The organism is Nonomuraea sp. K271 (assembly GCF_009908215.1).
GTDB lineage: Bacteria > Actinomycetota > Actinomycetes > Streptosporangiales > Streptosporangiaceae > Nonomuraea > Nonomuraea longispora.
In genome coordinates this window covers 10,964-30,889 of the sequence record NZ_JAAAHR010000010.1, presented here as the reverse complement: position 1 = coordinate 30,889, position 19,926 = coordinate 10,964, and the positions used below count along the sequence as shown (strand labels likewise).

The following is a 19,926-nucleotide window of genomic DNA, read 5'->3' as shown; positions in this document are numbered from 1 at the left end:
CTCCGATAGCCTCACGTCATGCCGCGTGACACCCTCACCAAGGAGCAGATCGTCCGGGCGGCCATCGAGGTGCTGGACGCCGAGGGCGTGCACGGGCTGAACATGCGGCGGCTCGGAGCCCAGCTGGGCTGTGCCGCCACGGCGGTGTACTACCACGTGCGGAGCAAGGACAAGCTGGTGGTGCTCGCCGCCGACCACGTCTTCGGCGAGATCGCCCTGCCGGACCTCGAAGCGGTCGGATGGCGCGAGGCGGCGGCGGCGCTCGCCCGCGGGGCCTACTCCATGATCACCCGGCATTTCTGGCTGGTGCCCGCCATGAGCACGCACATCATCTACGGTCCCGGCAAGGCCCGCTACGACGAGCACTGCCTGGCCGTCTACGAAGCCGCGGGCTTCACGGGCCAGGACATCGAGCACGCGGCGGCGACGGTCCTGATGTTCGTGATCGGCGCCGCGCAGGGCGAGGTCGCCGAGTCGGCCTGGCGGGCGCGGCTGCGCCGGGCGGGCGCGGACGAGGAGCAGGACCTGCGCGACACCCTCGCGTACATCACCGAGACGGCTCAGCGGTTCCCGCGGCTGCGCGCCCGCGCCGGAGCCGCCATGGACGCCGCCACGACGCGACCGGCCGACGCCGCGTTCCACTTCGGCCTGCACGCGCTCCTCGACGGCCTGCAGGCCCGGCTCGCACCCGGTTCGACCAGTGGTCACGCGCTCGCGTCCGGACATCCGGGCGCCACGAAGGGAGACACCGCATGACGTCCGTTCCCCCGGTCACCCTGGACGACGTCCGCGACGCCGCGGCGCGGCTCGACGGGGTCGTGCACCGTACTCCCGTGCTGTGCTCGCGCACGCTGGACGAGCTGGTGGGCGCCGAGGTGCTGCTGAAGTGCGAGAACTTCCAGCGGGTCGGGGCGTTCAAGTTCCGCGGCGCCTACAACGCCGTCTCGCGGCTGCCGCGCGGGCAACTGGCCAAGGGCGTCGCGGCCTACTCGTCGGGCAACCACGCACAGGCCGTCGCCCTGGCGGCCCGGGTGCTCGGCACCAACGCCGTGATCCTCATGCCCGAGGACGCTCCGCGCTCGAAGCTGGAGGCGACCGCCGGCTACGGCGCCGAAGTCGTCACGTACGACCGTTACACCGGTGACCGCGCGGCGCTCACCGAGGAGCTGGCCGCCGAGCGTGGGCTCGCGCTCATCCCACCCTACGACCATCCGCATGTGATCGCCGGGCAGGGCACGGCGGCGCTCGAACTGCTGCAGGAAGCGGGGAGGCTCGACCTGCTGCTGGCACCGGTCGGCGGTGGCGGACTGATCGCGGGTTGCGCGACCGCCGTCAAGGGCCTGGACCCCGCCATGCGCGTGGTCGGTGTCGAGCCGGAGGCGGGCGACGACACCAAGCGCTCGCTGGAGGCGGGGCGGCGCGTCGTCATCGACGTGCCGCGTACCGTCGCCGACGGCCAGGCCGTGGCCACGCCGGGCGAGCTGACGTTCGCGATCAATCAGCGGCTGGTCGAGGCCGTGGCGCTGGTCACCGACGACGAGATCCGCGAAGCGATGCGGTTCGCGTTCGAACGCCTGAAGATCGTCGTAGAGCCGAGCGGCGCCGCCGGTCTGGCGGCGCTGCTGGCGGGGCGCGTGGAGCGCTTGCCCGGTCGTGTCGGCGTCGTCGTCTCGGGCGGCAACGTCAGCGCCCGGCGCTTCGCCGAGCTGTGCGTGGGCTGACCCGGACGTACGGACGCGCGGCTCAGAGCTGGTTCCTGATGGGCAGCGGCACGTCGGGTACGGGTTGCGCGAGCAACTGGAGCACCTCCTCCGCCGCGAGGAGGTTGGCGTCCCGCAGGAGGTTCAGCGAACGCCGCCACGACTCCCGCGCGTCGTCGTGCCGGCCGAGGTCGTACAGCGTCTGGCCGAGCCACCAGGAGGACACCGCCTCCCCGAGGTACTGGCCGGTCTCGTGCTGGATGCGAATGGCCTCCCGGTAGCGACCGGCGGCCTCGGTGAGCCGGCCCGCAGCCCGGCAGGCGTCGGCGAAGGTGTCGTGCCCTATCCCTTCTCCTGACGGGATTCCCAGCTCGCTCCAGAGGTCGAGGACCCGGCGGCCCTCCTCGATCGCCTCCTCGAACCTCCCCTGCCGGTAGAAGACGTGGACGCGGTTGTTGCGCACGGCCGCCTCGTGGGCCCGGCGACCGCTCGCCCGGGTCATGGCGAGGCCGTTGTCCAGGGCGTCCAGCGCGTCGTCGTACTTCTGGAGCATGGTGTACGTGATGCCGAGGTCGTTGTACGAGCCGGCCTTGCGACCGAACTGTCCCGTGCGATCCCAGCAGGCGAGGGATTCCTTGAGGTGATGGACGGAGGCCGCGAAGTGGCCCTGCTCCTGGAAGACGGCCCCGATCGCCGTGTGCCCCATGGCCAGGCCCACCTCGTCGCCGCTCCGCTCGGCGACGTCCAGCGTCTTCTCCAGCAGCCCGGGGAGTTCCGTGAGCCACCCCTTGCGCCAGAAGAGCCAGTAGATGGCTTGCGCGAGACCGATCGCAGTGCCGGCAGCACTGGTGTCGGCGGCCTGGTGGGCGGCGGCGAGGAGGTTGTCCCGCTCACTTTCGGCCCACGCGTTCGCCGCCTCGACGGTGGGCAGGTCGGCGCCGGGCCTGTCGGCCGGGTACGAGTTCGTCGGCGCGTCCGTGCCGGGATCGATCAGCAGGTTCGCGGCCTGGGCGGTGGCCAGGTAGTGCTGGAGCGTGCGGTGGACTGCGGCGGCGCGTTCGGAAACGGGGATGTCCACGGCGGCCTGCTCGCGGGCGTAGAGGCGGACCAGGTCGTGCACCCGGCAGCCGCCGTGCTGTGCGGGTTCGAGGATGCGGGCGTCGAGCAGCCGGTCCAGCGCGGCTTCGGCTCTGAGCACCGGCCAGCCGACCAGGGCGGCGGTGGCGCCCGGGGTCAACGTGGGAAGGTCGAGGAGCCCCAGGAAGGTGAACAGGTGGGCGGCGTCGTGGCCGGTGGGCTCTTCGCGCAGGTGGTGATGGCTGACGGCGATGGAGGCGCGGACGGCCAGGTCGGCGTGTTCGAGGGCGTCCAGGCGGCGGGCGGCGTCGGTGAGGCGGTCCGCGAGGTAGGACAACGTCCAGTCGGGGCGTGCGGCCAGGCGTGCCGCCGCGATGCGGACGGCCAGGGGGAGGCCGTCGCACAACCGTGCGATCTGCTCTGCTGCCTGCGGCTCGGCCTGGACGCGGCCGGGGTCGGCGATGCGGGCGAGCAGGGCGACGGCGTCGGCGTGGTCGAGACCCGTCAGGTGGAGATGGTGCGCGTTGTCCAGCGAGACCATGGCCTGCCGGCTGGTGACGATGACCGCGCAGGCGTCACCGGAGGGGATGAGCGGGCGCACCTGGTGGGCGTGGCGGGCGTTGTCGAGGATGATCAGCAGGTTGCGGTTGGACGTGAGGCTGCGGTAGCGGGCCGCGGCCTCCTCCAGCTCGGGCGGCACGGCCGAGCCGTCGAGCCCCAGGGCGCGCAGTAAGTGGCCGAGCGCCTCGATGGGCTGCAGCGGCGGGCGCCCGGCAGCGGCGCCGTTGAGGTCGACGTACAGCACGCCGTCGGTGAAGCGGTGGGCCATGGCGTGGGCGGCGTGGACGGCCAGGGCCGACTTGCCGATGCCTCCCGCTCCGTCGATCGCGGCGATGGCCGGCGCACCGGGCGCGGCGTCGGCGATCGCCTTGTCGAGCCAGGCGACCTCGGTGGCACGGGCCGTGAAGACCTGCGTGTCGGACGGCAGCTCGGCCAGCACGCCAGGCGGGCCGGACCCCTGGGAGGCCAGGTCGAGCGCCGGGTCCCCGGTGAGTACCGCGCGCTGGAGCCGGCGCAGCTTGGCTCCCGGCTCGACGCCCAGCTCGTCGACCGTGACGCGCCGGCCCTCCTGGTAGGCCGCGAGCGCGTCGGACGGTCGGGAATCCCGGTAGAGCGCCAGCATCAGCTGGGCGCGCGGGCGCTCCCGCAGCGGATGCCGCCTGACGTGCGCGGCGAGCTCGGCCGCCACCGCATGGTGGTCGCCGGCGGCCAGGCGCAGGTCGACGTGGTCCTCCTCAGCCGTCAGGCGCTCCTCCCGGAGACGGGCGGCCTCGATCTGCGCCCAGGGGGCCGTCATGTCGGCCAGCGCGTCGCCCCGCCACAGCGCGAGTGCCTGCCGGAACAGCTCGCTCGCCGTCGCGCCGTCATGCCGCGCCCCCGCCTCCCGCGCCTGGCGGACCAGACGCGTGAACCGGTGGGCGTCGACGTGCTCCGGCGCGAGGTTCAGCCGGTAGCCGCCGGGGACGGTCTCGATGATGTCGTCGGACAGCAGCTCACGCAGCTTCGACACCACGATGTGCAGCTGTTTGCCGGCGGTGGACGCCGTGCTCTCGCCCCAGACGTCGGCGAGGAGTCGTTCGGAGGAGACCGGTTGCCCGGCGTTCAAGGCCAGCCGGGCGAGGAGGCCGACCCGGCGTTCGCCGGCCAGCTTCAGCGACCCGCCATCCAAGGTGACCTCGAACGGCCCAAGAACCTTGATCTCCAGCGTCATAGTGCTCCCGTCTCTCGCTCGGTGAGGCCATTATCGGCAGTCCATGCCAGCGGTACGCCTGATGCCGGCTTGCAACCCGCTGTCAGGAACTGCATCCCGGCCGGCCGACCCGTGCCCCACGCCTCCGGGCGGTACCCGTGGCATGGGGCGATCTCGACACCCCGGTCGGTGAGGCTTACCTTGTTCTGATGGTTAATCCTTCTGATATCCGTACGGTGACGACCGAGGCCGAACTCCGGGAGATCGTGAAGGAACCATCCCGATCCATCTGGGAAAAGGACATCGCGCGCATCGACGAGCACGCGCGCACGATCATCGCCCACTCGCCGTTCGTGCTGCTGTCGACCGCCAACGCCGACGGGATCTGCGACGTCTCACCCCGGGGAGACCCCGCCGGGTCGGTGCTGGTGCTCGACGACCACCGACTGGTGCTCGCCGACCGGCCAGGCAACCACCGGGTCGACAGCTTCCGCAATGTGCTGGAGAACCCCCACGTCGGGCTGCTGTTCATCGTGCCGGGCATGAACGAGACCCTGCGCGTGAACGGCCGCGCGACACTCGTGTCGGACGCCCCCTTCTTCGACGACCTGGTGGTACGGGGCAAGCGGCCGCGGCTGGCGCTCCTCGTCGACGTCGAGGAGCTCTACATGCACTGCGCGAAGGCGTTCCTGCGCTCGTCGTTGTGGGACACCACGACGTGGCCCGACCGCGGGCGCCTGCCCACGCTGGGGCGGATCGCCAAGGACCACATGGGCCTGAAGGTTGCCGCGGAGGAGATCGACGCCGGGCTCGCCCTGGACGCCAAGACGAACCAGTACTGACCCGCCGCGCCCACCCGCCACCGGAGGCCGCCGGGACGCCCAGCAGGGCAACCGGTACGGCACTTCGCGCCCGCTCTTGGATCGCAGCCCGAAGTGCGCCACGAAGAACAGGTCACTCGTACGTGCGGGCCCGAAGCGCCAGGGTGACGACGGTGGCGTCGGCCGAGGACATGACGTCGCGGCCGGTGGCGGCGGCGAACTGGTGCAGCCGGTTGAGCACCGTGTTGCGGTGGCAGTAGAGCTGCCGGGCCGTCGCCGCGACCGACCCGGTGCGCAGATAGCGCTCCACGGTCTCCAGCACCCTGGTGACGTCGCGGTCCGGCAGCTTGCCCAGCCCGCCGAGCGCGTCGCGGACGAGATCGGTCCTGAACTCGCCGAGCATCCCCGCCGCGATCGCCGGCCACAGGTCGCGGGTGGCGGTCGGCCCGGACGTGTCCGGCGGCAGCGCGTACAGGGTCAGCTCGGCCAGCCGCACGGCCCTGGGCACCTCCGCGAGCCCTTCGACGGCCGGGCTCACGGCGCACCGGAGACCGCGGAACCAGCCCTCCGCCGCGCCGGGACCCGCCCGCTCGGGCACCTGCAGCACGACGATCGGCCCGGCGGGCCGGTCCTGTTCGTGCGCGCGGACGTCGAGGACGCCGAGCCGCTCGCGTACGGGCCGGAGCGCCGCGAGGCGGCCCGGCGGGAACGCCACGACCACGAACGACGCGCCCTCGTCGAGCCCGAGCACGGTGGACACCTGCCGCCGGATGTCGGGATGGCGCCCGTCGCACTCCAGCAGCCGGGCGAACCACCGCGCCCGCTCGTCCTGCCGGGCCTGGGCCATCTCCAGCACCCGCTGCTGGTAGGCGGCCATGATGCCCATGGAATGGTGCTCCACCGCCTCCCACACGCGCGGCGCCTGCGCCACCAGGCTGGACAGGTCGCCGGGGCCGGCCCGCCGGCACAACGCGTCCCAGACGACCCGGGCGTCGAGGCGTACGGCCTGCAGCAGCCTCTCCAGCGGCACTCCCGCCTCCGCCCGCGCCGCGCCGATCTCGGCGGACGCGCCCGCGACGTGCTCCGGCACCGGCAGCCGCCCGATCAGCCGCAGGATCAGCTCAAGGCTGCGGCGGGCGTCGGCCAGCAGCGTCTCCTCGGGAACGACCGTCCCGGCGTAGGGGGCGCCGGTGTCGATCATCTCGGCGACGAAGCGGTCGGCGAGCGGGGCGACGTCGCGCACGAGCTCGCGCGAGAGCCGGTCGACCACGTCGGACGTCATCCGTGACCCCTCCCGCTGTGCAAGTGCACAGTCTAACGACGCCACCCGGGTGCCGATTGGCGATTGAACCGCAGATCAGAGGCGCGACAGGGTGTCATCATGCAACCCACGGCTCACCCCCGGCGGCCGGAAACCAACCCCAGAACAGTCGCGCTGGGCGCCTTCGCGGGCACCGCGCTGGAATGGTACGACTACTACGTCTACGGCGCCGCGGCGGCGCTGGTCTTCAACAGCCAGTTCTTTCCCCAGCTGAGTCCGCTCGCGGGCACGATGGCCTCCTTCGCCACGTTCGGCGTCGGCTTCGTGGCCAGGCCCTTGGGAGCGGCCATTTTCGGCCACCTCGGCGACCGGTACGGCCGGCGTCGCATCCTCATGGTGACCGTCGTCCTCATCGGCGTCGTCACCGGGTGCATCGGCCTGCTGCCGACGTACGCGCAGATCGGGGTGGCGGCGCCGATCCTGCTCGCCACGCTCCGCCTGCTGCAGGGCCTGTCCGTCGGCGGCGAGTGGAGCGGCGCCGCGACGCTGGCGGTCGAGCACGCGCCGAAGGAGAAGCGCGGCATCTACGGAGTCATGCCGCAGATGGGCTCCCCGGTCGGCTCGCTGACGGCCACGGCCGTGTTCGCGCTGGTCAGCGTCCTGCCGGACGCGCAGTTCGACTCGTGGGGCTGGCGTGTCCCGTTCCTGCTGGGCTTCCCGCTGCTGCTGGTCGCGCTCTGGGTGCGCAGCAGGGTGGACGAGTCGCCGGTGTTCCGGGAGATGCTGGCCGGGCAGCGCGCCGCCAAGCGGCCGCTCGTCGAGCTGATCCGCGGCGGCGGCGGGCGCCTGGCGGTGGGCGTCGCGGTGTCGTTCGTCGGGATCGGCGGCTATTACCTGTGCGGTACGTTCCTCGTCAACTACGGTTCGGACACCGTGGGCGTCGACCGTACCGTGCTGCTCAACGCGGCCACCCTCGGGTCGTTCATCAACCTGTGCCTCTACCCGGTGTTCGGCCGGATCGCCGACCGCGTCGGGCCGGGGCCGGTGGCCGTGTGGGGCGCGGCCGCCTCGGCGCTGGCGGCGTTCCCGATCTTCTGGCTGGTCGGCCTCGGCAGCGCGGCGGGCGTCGCGGCCGGGCTGGTGCTCGGCGTGGTGCTGGTGTCGGTCAGCTACGCGGCGTGCGGGCAACTGCTCAGCGAGATGTTCGCCCGCGAGGTGCGCTATTCGGGGGTGGGCCTGTCGTACAACCTGTCTGGGGCCATCAGTGGGTTCGTTCCGCTGGCCGCGACCGCGCTGCTGGCCGCGACCGGGGAGAACCTGTGGACGGTCGCGGCGATGTTGTGCGTGTTCTCGCTGATCACCCTGTTCGCCGCCGTGGCGGCCAGGCGGCTCCGGGTGGCGGAGTTGTGACGTACGGAAAGGAACGAGCATGAGCACCATCGCCGACGACGGAGCGCAGCCCGAGCACTACTACCACAAGCTGGTCGGCCCCGAGCCGAAGCCGCCCTTCCAGGACCCGGCCGAACTGGAGCGTTACTGGGGCCGTCGCTGGGGCGCCGCCGACGAGGTGAGCCGTCTGCGCTCCGTGCTGGTGCGCCGTCCGAGCAGCGGCCTGGCCGCGATCACCGCCGACGCGTGGGACCCGCGCGCCGGAGCGCTGGTCGATCCGGGGCGGCGGTGGTACTGGCGCGGTGACAAGGCGCCGAACATGGACCTGGTGATGGAGCAGCACGCGACGCTGGTGGCCGCGCTGCGGGCCGAGGACGTCGAGGTCGTCGAGGCGCCCGAGATGCCCGATCACACCAAGTCGGTCTTCACCCGCGACCCGATGCTGACCGTGCCGGGCGGCGCCGTGATCACCCGTCTGGCCCCGAGGATGCGGCGCGGCGAGGAGGCGTCGGTGACCAGGACGATCGCCGCGCTCGGCATGCCGATCCTCGGCACGGTCATCGGTGAGGGGCTCGCTGAGGGCGGCACGTTCGTCAAGCTCCGGCGCGACCTGGCGGTGTTCGGCCTGTCGATCCGGTGCAACCCCGAAGGCGCGCGGCAGCTCGCCCGGATGCTCGAACCGCTCGGCGTCGCGCTGGTGACCGTGCCGCTGCCCGGCTATACGATCCACGTGGACGGGCAGTTCCACATGGTCGACGAGGATCTGGCGCTGGCCAACACCCACCGCCTGCCGCACACGTTCCTGGCCCGGCTGGACGACCTCGGGATCAAGGTCGTCTCGCCGCACCCGGACGAACAGTACGCGTGCAACTCGCTCACCGTCCGCCCGCGGCGGCTGTTGTTCCCCGCGCACTGTGTGCGCACCGCCGACCGGCTGGCCGCCGAGGGCGTGGAGATCGTACCGGTGCCGTACGACGAGATCCTGAAGAACGGCGGCGGCATTCACTGCTCGACCATGGAACTCGTCCGCGACTGGTAGAGGTGGCCGATGCATCTGACCCCGGCGGAGCACGACCGCCTGACCGTCTTCACCGTGGCGGAGCTGGCCCGCCGCCGCCGCGCCAGGGGCGCTCCGCTGTCCGCGCCTGAGGTCGTGGCGCTGGTCGCCGACACGGTGTACGAGGCCGCCTGGGACGGGCTGCCGATGGAGGCGGTGATCGCGGCGGGCCGCGGCGCGGTGCGCGCCGAGGAGGCCGCGCCGGGCGTCCCGGCGCTGGTCCGCCGGGTCGAGGTGGACGCGCTGTTCCCGGCCGGTACGGCGCTCGTGGCCGTCGACGACCCCTTGGGCGCGGAGCCGGACCCCGCGGAGCCGGGGGCCGTCCTCCCGGCGGCGGAGCGGGTGGCGCCGGCGCCGGGGCGTGCCCGGGTGGAGATCGAGGTGACCAACACCGCTGACGTCGACGTGCACGTGTCGTCGCACTACCCGTTCTGGCAGGCCAACGCGGCGCTGTCGTTCGACAGGGACGCGGCCCGCGGCCACCGGCTGGACGTGCCGGCGGGCAGCAGCCTGTGTTTCCCGCCCGGGGTGACGATCACCGTGCGGCTGGTCATGCTGGGGGGCGCGGCCACCGCGCCCCGGCTCACGCTGGGAGGCGAAGGATGAGCTTCGACAGGGCGACGTACGCGGCCGTGTACGGACCGACCACCGGCGACCGGGTGCGCCTGGCCGACACCGGCCTCGTGGTGGAGGTGGAGCGTGACGACACCGAGGCAGGCGACGAACTGCTCGGAGGTTGCGGCAAGACCGTGCGCGAAGGGCTGCTGCTCACCAGCGCCCCCCGGGACTCGGAGCTGGATCTCGTCGTCACCAACGCGCTCGTCCTCGACCCGCTGCTCGGCGTGGTCAAGACCAACATCGGCGTCAAGGACGGCAGGATCGCCGGGCTGGGCCGCGCCGGGTCGCCGGACGCGGTGAACGACGTGGAGCTCGTGGTCGGCCCGCACACGGCGATGATCCCCGCCGAGGGAATGATCGTCACTCCCGGCATCATCGACTCGCACGTGCACCTGTCCAGTCCGGCGCTGCTCGACGTGGCGCTCTCGGCCGGAGTGACCACCGTGGTCGGCATGGGTCTCGGCGGCGTGTGGGACATCGGCGTCAACCCCCGGCGCAACCTGCACCTGATGATCGAGGCCTGGCGGGAGGTGCCGGTGAACGTGGCGTTCCTGGCCCGCGGCTCATCGGTGCGGCCGGCGCCGCTGGAGGCGGCCGTCGTCGCCGGGGCGGGCGGGTTCAAGGTGCACGAGGACTTCGGCGCGCAGCCCGCCGTCGTCGACACATGCCTCGCGGTGGCCGACGCCGCCGACCTGCCCGTGGCGCTGCACACCGACTCGCTCAACGAGTCGGGCCTGCTTTCGGACACGATCGGGGCGACGCGGGGGCGTACGGTGCACGCCTACCATGTCGAGGGCGGCGGCGGGCATCCCGACCTGCTGGAGGTTCTCGCCCACCCGCACGTGCTGGCCTCCTCGACCACGCCCACGCTGCCGTACACCGTCAACACCGTGGCGGAGCTGTACCCGATGACGATGACCGTCCACCGGCAGAACGCGCTGCTGCCCGGCGACGCCGACGTGACGAGGAGCCGCGTGCGGGCGAGCGCGATCGCGGCGGAGAACGCCCTGCACGACGTGGGCGCGGTCAGCATCGTCAACTCCGACTCGATGGGCATGGGACGCGTCGGCGAGACGGCCCGCCGCACGTGGCAGCTCGCGGCGCACGCCAAGGCGGTGTCGGAGCGTCACGGCCGCCACGACAACGAGCGGGTCCTGCGTTACCTCGCCAAGATCACCATCAATCCCGCGATCGCGCACGGGATGGCCGGCCAGATCGGCGGCATCGCTCCCGGCAAGGTCGCCGACCTCGTGTTGTGGCATCCCGCGTGGTTCGGCGCGAAGCCCGAGCTGGTCGTGAAGTCGGGGTTCGTGGCCTGGGGGGTGAGCGCGTCCGGCGCGGCGTCCACCCGGGCGGGTCAGCCGCGGGCCTACCGGAAGTTCTTCGGCGCCATGGGCGACGCGCCCCGGCGCCTCGCGCACGTCTTCGTCGCGCGCGAGGCCCTGGAGGACGCGGCCGCGCGGCGGGCGCTGCCGTCCGGGGCGAGCTACCTGCCGATTCGCGGCTCGCGAGGGCTGGCCCGCGAGGACATGGTCCGCAACACGCGGGTCCCGCACGTACGGGTGCCGCGCGACGGCGGCCCCGTCCTGGTGGACGGGATGCCCGTGGGGCTGCCGCCGGCGAGCCGGCTCCCGCTCACCCAGGTGCACCATCTCGCGTGAGCCTCGGTCCGGCGGTGTCGGCCGGCAGGGTCACGGCATCGTCACGCCGGACGACCCGAAGCAGTACTGGGCGTTCTCCGGGACCCAGTACATGAAGATCCGCGTCACCGACGGCCGCTACGACGACACGATGGTCGAGGGTCCCGGAACCCTGCGCGACTGGAGCACGCTGGGATGATCCGGGCGGTCAGCCGCCCACCACCATGCCGGCGCCCATGGCCATGATGAGGATGCCGGACACGACGGCCGTGACGGTCCTGCCGCGCGGCCCGGTCAGCAGCCTGCCGAAGACGGCGCCGCCGCACGCGAGCAGCAACTGCCAGCTCGCGGACGCGACGACGATCGCGCCGGTGTAGGCGGCCGACTCCGCGGCGGTCATCGCCGTCGGCGCGTGGCGTCCGAGGATGAGGGCCACGTAGTAGAGGACAGGCCACGGGTTGAGCACCGTCAGTCCCAGGAAGAGCAGGTACGAGCGGAGCGGGCTCATCCCGCGCCCGCCGCCCGGGGGCGCGCCCGCGCGGTCGCGGGGGCGGAGCGCGGTGACGAGGATGCGGACCGCCATGGCGGAGAGCAACAGGAACGCCGCCCAGCGCAGCGGTTGCGCGAACGGCTGCAGCGCGTTCGCCGCGGCGGCGCCGCCCACGACCGCGAGCACGGCGTAGAGGGCGTCGGCGGTCGTGGCGCCCGCTGCCGCGGACGCGCCCACACGGAACGACGTCCGCGCGGTCATGTCGATCATGAGGATCGCGACAGCCCCGACCGGGATGGACAGCCCGTAACCCGCCCACAGGCCCGCGAGGATGGCGTCGAGCATCGGCTTCCCCTTCACTTCTCACGTCCTGGTCGTGAAGGGCCCGGGCCTTCCCCGCCATTGTGACCCGCGCGAATTGTTCAGGTCTATCGAAAGGTTGTGTAGCGTATCGTTCGATGTAGCTACACAATCTCTGGGGGACCGGGTGATCGACCACCGTCTCAGGACGCTTCGCGTCCTGCACGCCGAGGGCACGGTCACCGCCGCCGCGGCCAGGCTGCATCTCACCCCCTCCGCCGTGTCGCAGCAACTCCGGCTGCTCGCCGACGAGCTGCGGGTGCCGCTCCTGCAGCCGGAGGGCCGCCGCGTACGCCTGACCCCCGCCGCCCTGGCGCTGATCCGGTACGCGGAGACGTTGAGCAGCCAGTGGGAGGAGGCCGACGCCGCCCTCGACGCCTACCGCACGGGAGAGGCGGGCCACCTGCGCATCACCGGCGTGGCGACCGCGGTGGCCGCGATCATGGCCCCCGGGATGGCCAGGTTGCGCACCAGGCACCCGCACATCACGTTCGACCTCGGCGAAGACCTGGCGGAGGACCGCTTCACCCTGCTGCTCGCCGATCAGGTCGACATCGTCGTCGGCATCCTCACCCAGGACACGCCGCCGCCCGGCGACCCGCGCTTCGACCAGCGCCTGCTGCTCGAAGAACCCCAGGACCTGCTGGTTCCGGAGCACCACGCGCTCGCCCGGCGTCCTTCAGCCGAGTTGTCCGACGCCGCCCGCGAGATGTGGATCCAGGCAGGTGATCCGCGCGACCAGCACCGGCTGTTGCTGCAGGCGGCGTCGGCGGCCGGCTTCACCCCGCACGTCCGGCACAGCGCGGTCGACTGGTTCGCCATCGCCTCCCTCGTGGCGCACGGGCACGGCGTCTGCCTGATGCCCCGGCTGGCCCCGTTGCCCGCCGGCCTCCCCGTACGCCGGGTGCCGCTCACCGGCGACGGCGTGCCCACCCGGAAACTGATCGCGTGTTTCCGGCGGGGCAGCGCCGAGCAGGGCGTCATCGCCCGCGGCCTGGCCGCCCTGCGGGAAGCCGCGGACGAGTGGCTGGCCGGGCAGCGGGCCGGATGAGGGCCTGGCCTCCCCGTGACCGGCCGCGGACGGCGCGGCCGGCCCGGGGACCAGGCGGTGAGTCTTGCTAGGGCGTCACCTGCCTGCCGCCGAAGGTCACGACGAGACGGCCGTCCGAGGCGAACGACCAGCTCAGCGAGCCGCTGTAGGACGAGCAGCGGGACCCGTTCGAGCCGGACCAGAACTGGTTCGAGCCGTCGGCGTCACCGATGATCCGGTCGTTCGACCCGCTGTCGCACGAGGTGTTGTCGCGGAATACCGAGTAGCCGCCGTCGAAGTTGAAGTTGCGTTCCTCGTTGCCGATGCTGACGTTGCCCGACACGGTCATCCTGCCGAGGTTGCGGTTGTAGGTGAACCCGTGCTTGCCGTTCTCGTAGGCGATGTTGCGCCGGATGACGTGGTCGACCCCGATGTCCTCGCCGCCGAGCTTGTAGCCGTTGCGGTCACCGTTGCCCGCCTGGCTGCCGTCGCTCAGGGTGCCGTTGTCGTAGGCGAGGGAGTCCTCGATGGTCACCGCGCCGATGGGTCCGGTGTCGTCCTTGGTGAACAGGTCGTAGCCGTCGTCGATGTTGTTGTGGGACACGGTGTAGCGGAAGACGTTGCCGGGGCCGACGGTGAGCTTCGGGGCGAAGCCGTCGGCGTCCTCGCCGTCGGAGTCGGCGTTGTCGTGTGACACCGTGCTCAGGACGAGGTTGCCGGAGGGCCACTGGTCCGCGGGCGCCCCGGCGACCAGCCGCGACAGCTGCAGGCCCGAGTCGCGGTTGAAGCGTGTCACCGTGCGCTCGATGATGTTGTTGTTGCCGGCGAGGAGGATGCCGTTGTCACCGGCGCGCTCGACGACGATGCCGTGGATGTGCCAGAACGACCCGCCCACGGCAAGCCCGCGGTTCGCCGAGTCCTCGCTCTGGGCCGAGAAGTTCAGTACCGGCGTCTCACCGGGATAGGCGAACAGTTCCGTGCGGTCGCCCGAGGTGCCGTCGTTGCCCGGCGGTATGGTGACCGTCTGCGAGAACCGGTAGGTGCCGCCGCGCATGTAGATCGTCCCGCCGGAGGCGACGCGGGAGATCGCGGAGGTGAGGGTCGTCGGGTCCGACTCCGTTCCGGCCGCGCCGTCGCCGCCGTCCGGGGCCACGTACAACGTGTCGGCGGGGGGCTGCGTCGTTCCGCCCGCTTCCACGTCGATGTAGTCGATGTTGGGCAGGCCGTTCGAGGTGGTGGGGCTGAGCCGGATGGTGTTGCTTCCGGCGTTCAGTGGCACGGTCAGGGTCGTGGTGGTCCAGGTGGTCCAGGCGCCGGTGGCCGAGAACGGGACGGTCTGGGTGGTGGCGCCGTTGACGATCAGGCCGGCGGGGCGGCCGCTCGTGGTGCCGTTGGCGTGGCGAATGGCGAGGGTGGTGGTACCGGCTGTGGCGGCGTTGACGGTGAACTGGGCGTAGCCGCCGGTGCTGTTGTCGCCGTTGCAGAATGCGCTTCCCGAATATCCGGAGTGGTCGCTGTCGATGCTGCCGTTGCAGACGGCGGGCGAGGTCTCGGCCTCGTAGCGGGTGGGTGCGGCGTGTGCTGGTTGCGCGACGGCGAGCGTGCCGGCTAACAGGCCGGTGCAGGCGAGGACGGATGTCAGGCGCATCATGTCTCTCCAATGGTCGGTACTGCGTCCTTGCCCGGGCAGAGCGTGAACGGATGCCACGGTAGGAAAGCGCTTTCCCCTCGTCAACCATCGCTGAAACTTTCATCCGGCGCCCGGGCTACCCTCCGGCCTGCCTCAGCACGGCGGCCCCGCGAGGCGGCAGGACGAGCACGCCGCCGGACCGCTCGCCGTCGAGCAGCACGCTCCCGCCGTCCGGGACCGGCACGCGGCGTTCCTCGAAGGTGTGGTTGAGCAGGAACACATGACGTACGCCGTCCGCGCCGGCCCGGGTGACCGCCTCCACGCCCTCCGGCAGCCCGGGCAGCGTCACGCCGGCCTCGGCGGCGATGCGGCGAGTCAGCTCCCGCATCACCGCGGGGTCCGGCCGGGTGCCGAGATACCAGGCGACGCCTTCGCCGTAGGCGTGCCGGGTGACGGCCGGGCCGCCGTCGCCGAACGAGGCCACCGCCTCGGCGCCCTCCAGCGTGATGCGCTCCGACCACAGCGTGGCCCGCGAATCGGCGCCGTCCAAGGTGATCGGGACGGTCGCCCCCGTGTGCAGCGGGTCGAACTCGGTGATCGACAGGCCGAGCAGTTCGCGCAGCGGCCCCGGATATCCGCCCAGCCACACCCGGTCGTTCTCGTCGACGATGCCGGAGAAGAACGACACCACCAGGTGCCCGCCCCGCTCGACGTACGCGGCCAGGTTCGCCGCCGCCTCCGCCGTGAGCAGGTAGAGGTTGGGCACCACCACCAGCCGGTAGCCGCTCAGATCGGAGGTGGACCGCACCACGTCGGTGGTGACGCCGAGCCGCCACAGCGGGTCGTAGTGGTCGCGCAGCCGGTCCATCATGCGGATCCGGTCACTCGGGTGCGACTCCTGCTCGACCGCCCACCAGTTGCGCCAGTCCAGCACGAGCGCCGTCTCGGCCCGAACCCGCGATCCCTCGACCGCGCCCAGCGACCGCAGGTCGGCGCCGAGGTCGCGGACCGCCTGGTGCAGCGGATGATCGGGACCCGCGTGCGGGACCATGGCGGAGTGGAACTTCTCCGCGCCGCCCCGTGAGGCCCGCCACTGGAAGAACACCACGGCGTCCGCGCCTCGGGCCACCGCCTGCAGGCTGTCCAGCCGCATGCCGCCGGGCTTCTTGGCCGGGTTGGTGCCCATCCAGTTGACCGCGGAGGTGGCCTGCTCCAGCAGCCACCACGGCCGGCCGTCACCGAGCCCGCGCCACACGTCGAAGAACAGCGCGCTCTGCAGCTGCGGCTCAGGCTCCCGCTGGTCGGGATAGCAGTCCCCGCTGACCACGTCCATCTCCGCCGCCCAGGCCGGGTAGTCGGTGGTGGGGGCGACGTTGCACAGGTTGGTGGTGACCGGGACGCCCGGAGCGGCCTGGCGTACCACGTCGGCTTCGAGCCGGTAGCAGTCCAGCAGCGCGTCGGAGCAGAACGCGGTGAAGTCCAGCGTGTGCGCCGGGTTGGGGATGCCGGTGGTGCGGCGGGGCGGGAGGATCTCCTCCCAGGCGGAGTAACGCTGGCTCCAGAAGGTCGTGGTCCACGCCTCGTTGAGCCCGTCGAGGGTGTCGTACCGGCGCCGCAGCCAGCCGCGGAAGGCCTCGGCGCACAGGTCGCAGTAGCACTTGGGCACCTGGCAGCCGTACTCGTTGCCGATGTGCCAGGCGGCCAGCGCCGGGTGGTCCGCGTACCGCCGGACGAGCTCGGTGACCAGGGCCCGCGCCGCCTCCCGGTAGGCGGTGGACGACGGGCAGATGTGGCAGCGCGACCCGTAGCTCAGGCGTACGCCGCCGTCGTCGACCGGCAGCGACTCCGGGTTGCGGTGGCCCAGCCACGGCGGCGGGGAGGCGGTCATCGTGGCCAGGCACACCGCCACGCCGTTCTCGTGCAGCAGGTCCATGACCTCGTCGAGCCACGCGAACCGGTAGTCGCCCGGGACGGGCTCGACCTGTGCCCAGGCGAAGATGCCGAGCGTCACGAAATTGACGCCGGCGTGGCGCATCAGCTTCGCGTCCTCCGCCCAGACCTCGCGCGGCCACTGCTCGGGGTTGTAGTCCCCGCCGTAGAGGATCACTCGCGTACGCTCCCTTCGGTCAGACCGGCCCGCCAGAACCGCTGGAGGGCCCCCGACAACACGATCAGGGGGATGACCGACACGAACGAGCCGACCACCACCAGCGTCTGGAGGATCGGCTCCCGGTCGGCGAAGCCCTGCCAGCTGGTGAGGCCGAGGGTGAGCGGGTAGAGGCTGGTGTCCGACAACATCACCAGCGGCAGGAAGTAGTTGTTCCAGATCCCGATGAACTGGAACAGGAAGATCGTCACCATCGCCGGAGACATGATTTTCAGGGCGATGGTGAGGAAGATCCGCCATTCGCCGGCGCCGTCCGCCCTGGCGGCGTCCAGCACGTCGTCCGGCACCGTGGCCGCGTACACCCGCGACAGGTAGACCCCGAACGGGCTGACCAGGCTGGGCAGCAGGACCGCCCAGTAGGTGTTGGCCAGGCCGGCGTCGGACATCAGCAGGAACAGCGGCAGGCCGATGGCGGTGGTCGGCAGCAGCACCCCGGCGAGGATGACGTTGAACAGCGCCTCCCTGCCGCGGAACTCGCACTTGGCCATCGCGTAGCCGGCGCACGCGGCGATGAGCGTGGCGCCGGCCGCGCCCAGCCCTGAGTAGATCACCGAGTTGAGGATCCACCGCAGGTAGATGCCGTCGCCGAAGGCGAACAGGTCGCCGAGGTTGGTCCACAACTGCGGGTTGGCGAACCACAGCGGGCTGGAGTTGATCAGGTCGCCGGTGTTCTTGGTGGCCGCCACGATCAGCCAGTACAGCGGCAGCAGGAAGTACGCCGCGAGCACCAGCAGCAGAACGGTGGTTAGCCAGCGCAGGCCGACCGTCCTCATCGGCGTCCCCTTCCCACGAAGCGCAGGAACCCGAAGGACAGCACGGCTGTCACCAGCGCCAGGATGATCGATTCGGCGGCGGCCAGCGCCATGTCGTTGCTGTTGAACGCGTCGTGGTAGGCGGTCAGCGTGGGCGTGTAGGTGGTGGAGATGCCGCTGGACAGCTGGAGCAGGACCAGCGGCTCGTTGAACAGTTGCAGCGAGCCGATGATGGTGAACACGGTGATCAGCACCAGCGCGGGGCGGAGCAGCGGGATCTGGATCCGCCAGGCGACGCCCCAGCGTCCGGCGCCGTCGATCCTGGCCGCTTCGTACAGCGTGCGCGGGATCGACTGCAGTTGCGCCACCACGACCAGCATGTTGTAGCCGACGAACAGCCACACCACGATGTTCATGATGGACCAGAACACGGTGCCCGGCCCCAGCAGGTCGGTCTCGATGCCGAACGCGGCGAACACGGGGGTGAACGGTGAGGTGCCCGGCGCGTACAGGAAGCCCCACATGATCGAGGCGATCACGCCGGGGATGCCGTACGGCAGGAAGAAGCTGGTGCGGAAGAACCGCGGCCAGCGCGCCATGCCGGCCTCCAGGATCAGCGCCAGCACCGTGGAGCCGACCACCATCAGCGGCACCATGATCGCCGCGTAGAGCAGGATGCGGCCGAGGCTCTCCACGAATCCCGGGTCGGACAGCGCCTTGCCGTAGTTCGCCAGGCCGGCGAAGCGCGTGCTCTGGCCGTGCAGCCCGAGCAGGCCGGAGCGCTCGACGGCGGTGAAGCTCTGCGCCAGCGCGTACAGGATGGGTGCGACGAAGAACCCGGCGAACAGCAGCACGAACGGCGCCAGGAAGACCGCGGCGGTGCGTTTCCTCATTGGGCCTTCAGCCCTTTCTCCCTCAGTTGCTCGACCACCTGCGTCTGCGCCGCCCGCAGCGCGCCGGAAAAGGTGCCCTCACCGGCGAGGGCCCGCGGAAAGCTGTCGTTGAGCGTCTGCCGGGTCTCGTCGTAGCCGGGCCACCACACCCAGCCGCGCGGCACCTGGTTGGACGCCTCGGTGAACAGCTTGTCGGTACGCTGCCCGCCGAGGAACGCGGAGGGCTTGGTCAGCGACGGGCTGGACATGCCGTCGAGCGCGGCGGGCCAGCCGTAGCCGCTCTCGATCAGCATCGCGACGCTGCCCGGGTCGCGGTTGATCCACAAGGCGAACTCGGCGGCCTCGCGGGGATGCTCGCAGCCGCGCAGCAGCGCGGTGGACGAGCCGCCGTTGCTGGCGGAGGCTTTGCCGCCCGCCTCCCACTGGGGCAGCGGCGCGGCCCGCCACTTGCCGGCGGTGTCCGGCGCGTTGGCCGCGAGGATGGCCTCACCCCACTGGGCGAGGGGGATCGCCACGAGGTTGCCGGACGCGAGGTCCTTGTACCAGCCCGGCGCGAAGTGCGGGCCTACCTTGACGAGCCCGTCCTTGATCATGCCTTGCCAGTAGTCGGCCACCTTCAGCGTCTCCGGGCTGGTCATCTTGGCGTTCCAGACGCCGCCGCGGGTGTCGAACCACGGCGTGCCGGCCTGCCAGGCCAGGCTGATGAAGGGCGAGGCGTCGTTGGCGGGGAAGTTCGTGACGTAGGCGTCGGGGTCGGCCGCGCGGACCTTGGCGGCCGCCTCGCGATACTCCGCCCAGGTCGTGGGTACCTCGATGCCCCACTTGTCGAACAGGTCGGCCCGGTAGTAGAGGGCCATCGGGCCGGTCGCCTGCGGCACGGCGTAGGTGCCGCCCTCGTACGTCACCAGGTCCCAGGTGTTCTGCTGGAAGCCGGCCCGGTCGGCGTCGGTGAGGTAGGGGTTCAGGTCCGTCAACTCGGCGTTGAGCAGGAACGACGGCAGTTCCTGGAACTCCATCTGGGCCAGGCAGGGTGCGTCGCCGGCCAGCACGGCAGCGTGGATCTTCGCGTACCCGCCCTCCGGTCCTGGCGGGATGTTGTCCAGTCTGACCTGGACGTCGTCATGGGTGCGGTTGAACAACTCGACGGCTTTGTCCATCCCCGGAACCCACGCCCAGAAGGTGAGCTGGACGGGATCCCGCCCGGTCGTGTCGGCGCCGCCCCCACAGGCGCTCACGAGCAGCATCGCCGCCGCGGCCAGGCTGAGGAGGGGGGATCCCAAGCGGCGTGGCC

16 protein-coding genes are annotated in these 19,926 nt (G+C 71.7%); 8 read left to right on the top strand and 8 right to left on the bottom strand.

Annotation, left to right across the window (positions count from 1 at the left end; genetic code table 11):
- Window positions 1-18 precede the first annotated feature (18 nt).
- Together GUY59_RS05295 and GUY59_RS05290 are read left to right on the top strand one after the other, a co-directional pair.
- Entirely contained in the window at window positions 19-756 is a 738-nt protein-coding gene (locus GUY59_RS05295; protein ID WP_138199090.1) for a TetR/AcrR family transcriptional regulator, read from the top strand.
- Window positions 753-1,721: a pyridoxal-phosphate dependent enzyme gene (locus tag GUY59_RS05290; RefSeq protein WP_138199089.1), complete on the top strand. Its 969-nt coding sequence runs from the start codon at window positions 753-755 to the stop codon at window positions 1,719-1,721. Before GUY59_RS05295 ends, GUY59_RS05290 begins: the two co-directional genes overlap by 4 nt.
- 22 nt (window positions 1,722-1,743) lie before the next feature.
- Here GUY59_RS05290 and GUY59_RS05285 read toward each other — a convergent pair whose 3' ends face one another.
- Window positions 1,744-4,548 (bottom strand): AfsR/SARP family transcriptional regulator, encoded by a 2,805-nt coding sequence (locus GUY59_RS05285; RefSeq protein ID WP_138199088.1) that lies wholly within the window; start codon window positions 4,546-4,548, stop codon window positions 1,744-1,746.
- Between the two features lie 215 nt (window positions 4,549-4,763).
- On the opposite strand from GUY59_RS05285, the gene GUY59_RS05280 reads away from it, so the two are divergent.
- Window positions 4,764-5,369 (top strand): pyridoxamine 5'-phosphate oxidase family protein, encoded by a 606-nt coding sequence (locus tag GUY59_RS05280; RefSeq protein ID WP_252374821.1) that lies wholly within the window; start codon window positions 4,764-4,766, stop codon window positions 5,367-5,369.
- A gap of 112 nt (window positions 5,370-5,481) precedes the next feature.
- On the opposite strand, the gene GUY59_RS05275 is transcribed toward GUY59_RS05280, so the two are convergent.
- Window positions 5,482-6,630, bottom strand: coding sequence for a PucR family transcriptional regulator (locus tag GUY59_RS05275; protein WP_138199086.1), 1,149 nt, complete (start codon window positions 6,628-6,630; stop codon window positions 5,482-5,484).
- 99 nt (window positions 6,631-6,729) lie between these two features.
- On the opposite strand from GUY59_RS05275, the gene GUY59_RS05270 reads away from it, so the two are divergent.
- Genes GUY59_RS05270 through GUY59_RS05255 form a run of 4 tightly spaced genes read left to right on the top strand, consistent with a single transcriptional unit; the run spans window position 6,730 to window position 11,334 of the window.
- A complete protein-coding gene (locus GUY59_RS05270) occupies window positions 6,730-8,019 on the top strand; it encodes an MFS transporter (protein ID WP_138199085.1) in 1,290 nt (429 codons plus the stop codon).
- Between the two features lie 19 nt (window positions 8,020-8,038).
- Entirely contained in the window at window positions 8,039-9,037 is a 999-nt protein-coding gene (locus GUY59_RS05265) for a dimethylarginine dimethylaminohydrolase family protein (RefSeq protein WP_138199084.1), read from the top strand.
- A gap of 9 nt (window positions 9,038-9,046) precedes the next feature.
- The gene (locus tag GUY59_RS05260) at window positions 9,047-9,661 is read left to right on the top strand and encodes an urease subunit gamma (RefSeq protein WP_138199083.1); all 615 of its coding nucleotides are present in this window, start codon (window positions 9,047-9,049) and stop codon (window positions 9,659-9,661) included.
- The gene (locus GUY59_RS05255; RefSeq protein WP_138199082.1) at window positions 9,658-11,334 is read left to right on the top strand and encodes an urease subunit alpha; all 1,677 of its coding nucleotides are present in this window, start codon (window positions 9,658-9,660) and stop codon (window positions 11,332-11,334) included. Before GUY59_RS05260 ends, GUY59_RS05255 begins: the two co-directional genes overlap by 4 nt.
- 187 nt (window positions 11,335-11,521) lie before the next feature.
- Here GUY59_RS05255 and GUY59_RS05250 read toward each other — a convergent pair whose 3' ends face one another.
- Window positions 11,522-12,148 carry a LysE family transporter gene (locus GUY59_RS05250; RefSeq protein WP_138199081.1) on the bottom strand — a complete coding sequence of 209 codons (627 nt, stop codon included), beginning with the start codon at window positions 12,146-12,148 and terminating at the stop codon, window positions 11,522-11,524.
- 142 nt (window positions 12,149-12,290) lie between these two features.
- On the opposite strand from GUY59_RS05250, the gene GUY59_RS05245 reads away from it, so the two are divergent.
- On the top strand, window positions 12,291-13,214 hold the full coding sequence (locus tag GUY59_RS05245) for a LysR family transcriptional regulator (RefSeq protein ID WP_138199080.1): 924 nt from the start codon (window positions 12,291-12,293) through the stop codon (window positions 13,212-13,214).
- 67 nt (window positions 13,215-13,281) lie between these two features.
- Here the strand turns inward: GUY59_RS05245 and GUY59_RS05240 are convergent, their stop codons facing one another.
- From GUY59_RS05240 to GUY59_RS05220, 5 genes are all read right to left on the bottom strand, one after another.
- Complete coding sequence (locus tag GUY59_RS05240; RefSeq protein ID WP_442938956.1) at window positions 13,282-14,844, bottom strand: carbohydrate-binding protein; 1,563 nt, start codon at window positions 14,842-14,844, stop codon at window positions 13,282-13,284.
- A 115-nt stretch (window positions 14,845-14,959) separates the two neighbouring features.
- Window positions 14,960-16,930 carry a beta-galactosidase gene (locus tag GUY59_RS05235; protein ID WP_161714414.1) on the bottom strand — a complete coding sequence of 657 codons (1,971 nt, stop codon included), beginning with the start codon at window positions 16,928-16,930 and terminating at the stop codon, window positions 14,960-14,962.
- On the bottom strand, window positions 16,927-17,763 hold the full coding sequence (locus GUY59_RS05230; RefSeq protein WP_161714413.1) for a carbohydrate ABC transporter permease: 837 nt from the start codon (window positions 17,761-17,763) through the stop codon (window positions 16,927-16,929). Before GUY59_RS05230 ends, GUY59_RS05235 begins: the two co-directional genes overlap by 4 nt.
- Window positions 17,760-18,635: a carbohydrate ABC transporter permease gene (locus tag GUY59_RS05225; protein ID WP_132332220.1), complete on the bottom strand. Its 876-nt coding sequence runs from the start codon at window positions 18,633-18,635 to the stop codon at window positions 17,760-17,762. The genes GUY59_RS05230 and GUY59_RS05225 overlap by 4 nt, the downstream gene beginning before the upstream one ends.
- Window positions 18,632-19,915 carry an ABC transporter substrate-binding protein gene (locus GUY59_RS05220; protein WP_201760529.1) on the bottom strand — a complete coding sequence of 428 codons (1,284 nt, stop codon included), beginning with the start codon at window positions 19,913-19,915 and terminating at the stop codon, window positions 18,632-18,634. Before GUY59_RS05220 ends, GUY59_RS05225 begins: the two co-directional genes overlap by 4 nt.
- Between the last annotated feature and the right edge of the window lie 11 nt (window positions 19,916-19,926).

What these genes read in the sequence shown, in the direction of transcription:
- GUY59_RS05295 (WP_138199090.1), top strand. Translation starts at nt 19, where the DNA reads ATGCCGCGTGACACCCTCACCAAGGAGCAGATCGTCCGGGCGGCCATC.
- GUY59_RS05290 (WP_138199089.1), top strand. Translation starts at nt 753, where the DNA reads ATGACGTCCGTTCCCCCGGTCACCCTGGACGACGTCCGCGACGCCGCG.
- GUY59_RS05285 (WP_138199088.1), bottom strand. Translation starts at nt 4,548, where the DNA reads ATGACGCTGGAGATCAAGGTTCTTGGGCCGTTCGAGGTCACCTTGGAT.
- GUY59_RS05275 (WP_138199086.1), bottom strand. Translation starts at nt 6,630, where the DNA reads ATGACGTCCGACGTGGTCGACCGGCTCTCGCGCGAGCTCGTGCGCGAC.
- GUY59_RS05270 (WP_138199085.1), top strand. Translation starts at nt 6,730, where the DNA reads ATGCAACCCACGGCTCACCCCCGGCGGCCGGAAACCAACCCCAGAACA.
- GUY59_RS05265 (WP_138199084.1), top strand. Translation starts at nt 8,039, where the DNA reads ATGAGCACCATCGCCGACGACGGAGCGCAGCCCGAGCACTACTACCAC.
- GUY59_RS05260 (WP_138199083.1), top strand. Translation starts at nt 9,047, where the DNA reads ATGCATCTGACCCCGGCGGAGCACGACCGCCTGACCGTCTTCACCGTG.
- GUY59_RS05255 (WP_138199082.1), top strand. Translation starts at nt 9,658, where the DNA reads ATGAGCTTCGACAGGGCGACGTACGCGGCCGTGTACGGACCGACCACC.
- GUY59_RS05250 (WP_138199081.1), bottom strand. Translation starts at nt 12,148, where the DNA reads ATGCTCGACGCCATCCTCGCGGGCCTGTGGGCGGGTTACGGGCTGTCC.
- GUY59_RS05240 (WP_442938956.1), bottom strand. Translation starts at nt 14,844, where the DNA reads ATGATGCGCCTGACATCCGTCCTCGCCTGCACCGGCCTGTTAGCCGGC.
- GUY59_RS05230 (WP_161714413.1), bottom strand. Translation starts at nt 17,763, where the DNA reads ATGAGGACGGTCGGCCTGCGCTGGCTAACCACCGTTCTGCTGCTGGTG.
- GUY59_RS05225 (WP_132332220.1), bottom strand. Translation starts at nt 18,635, where the DNA reads ATGAGGAAACGCACCGCCGCGGTCTTCCTGGCGCCGTTCGTGCTGCTG.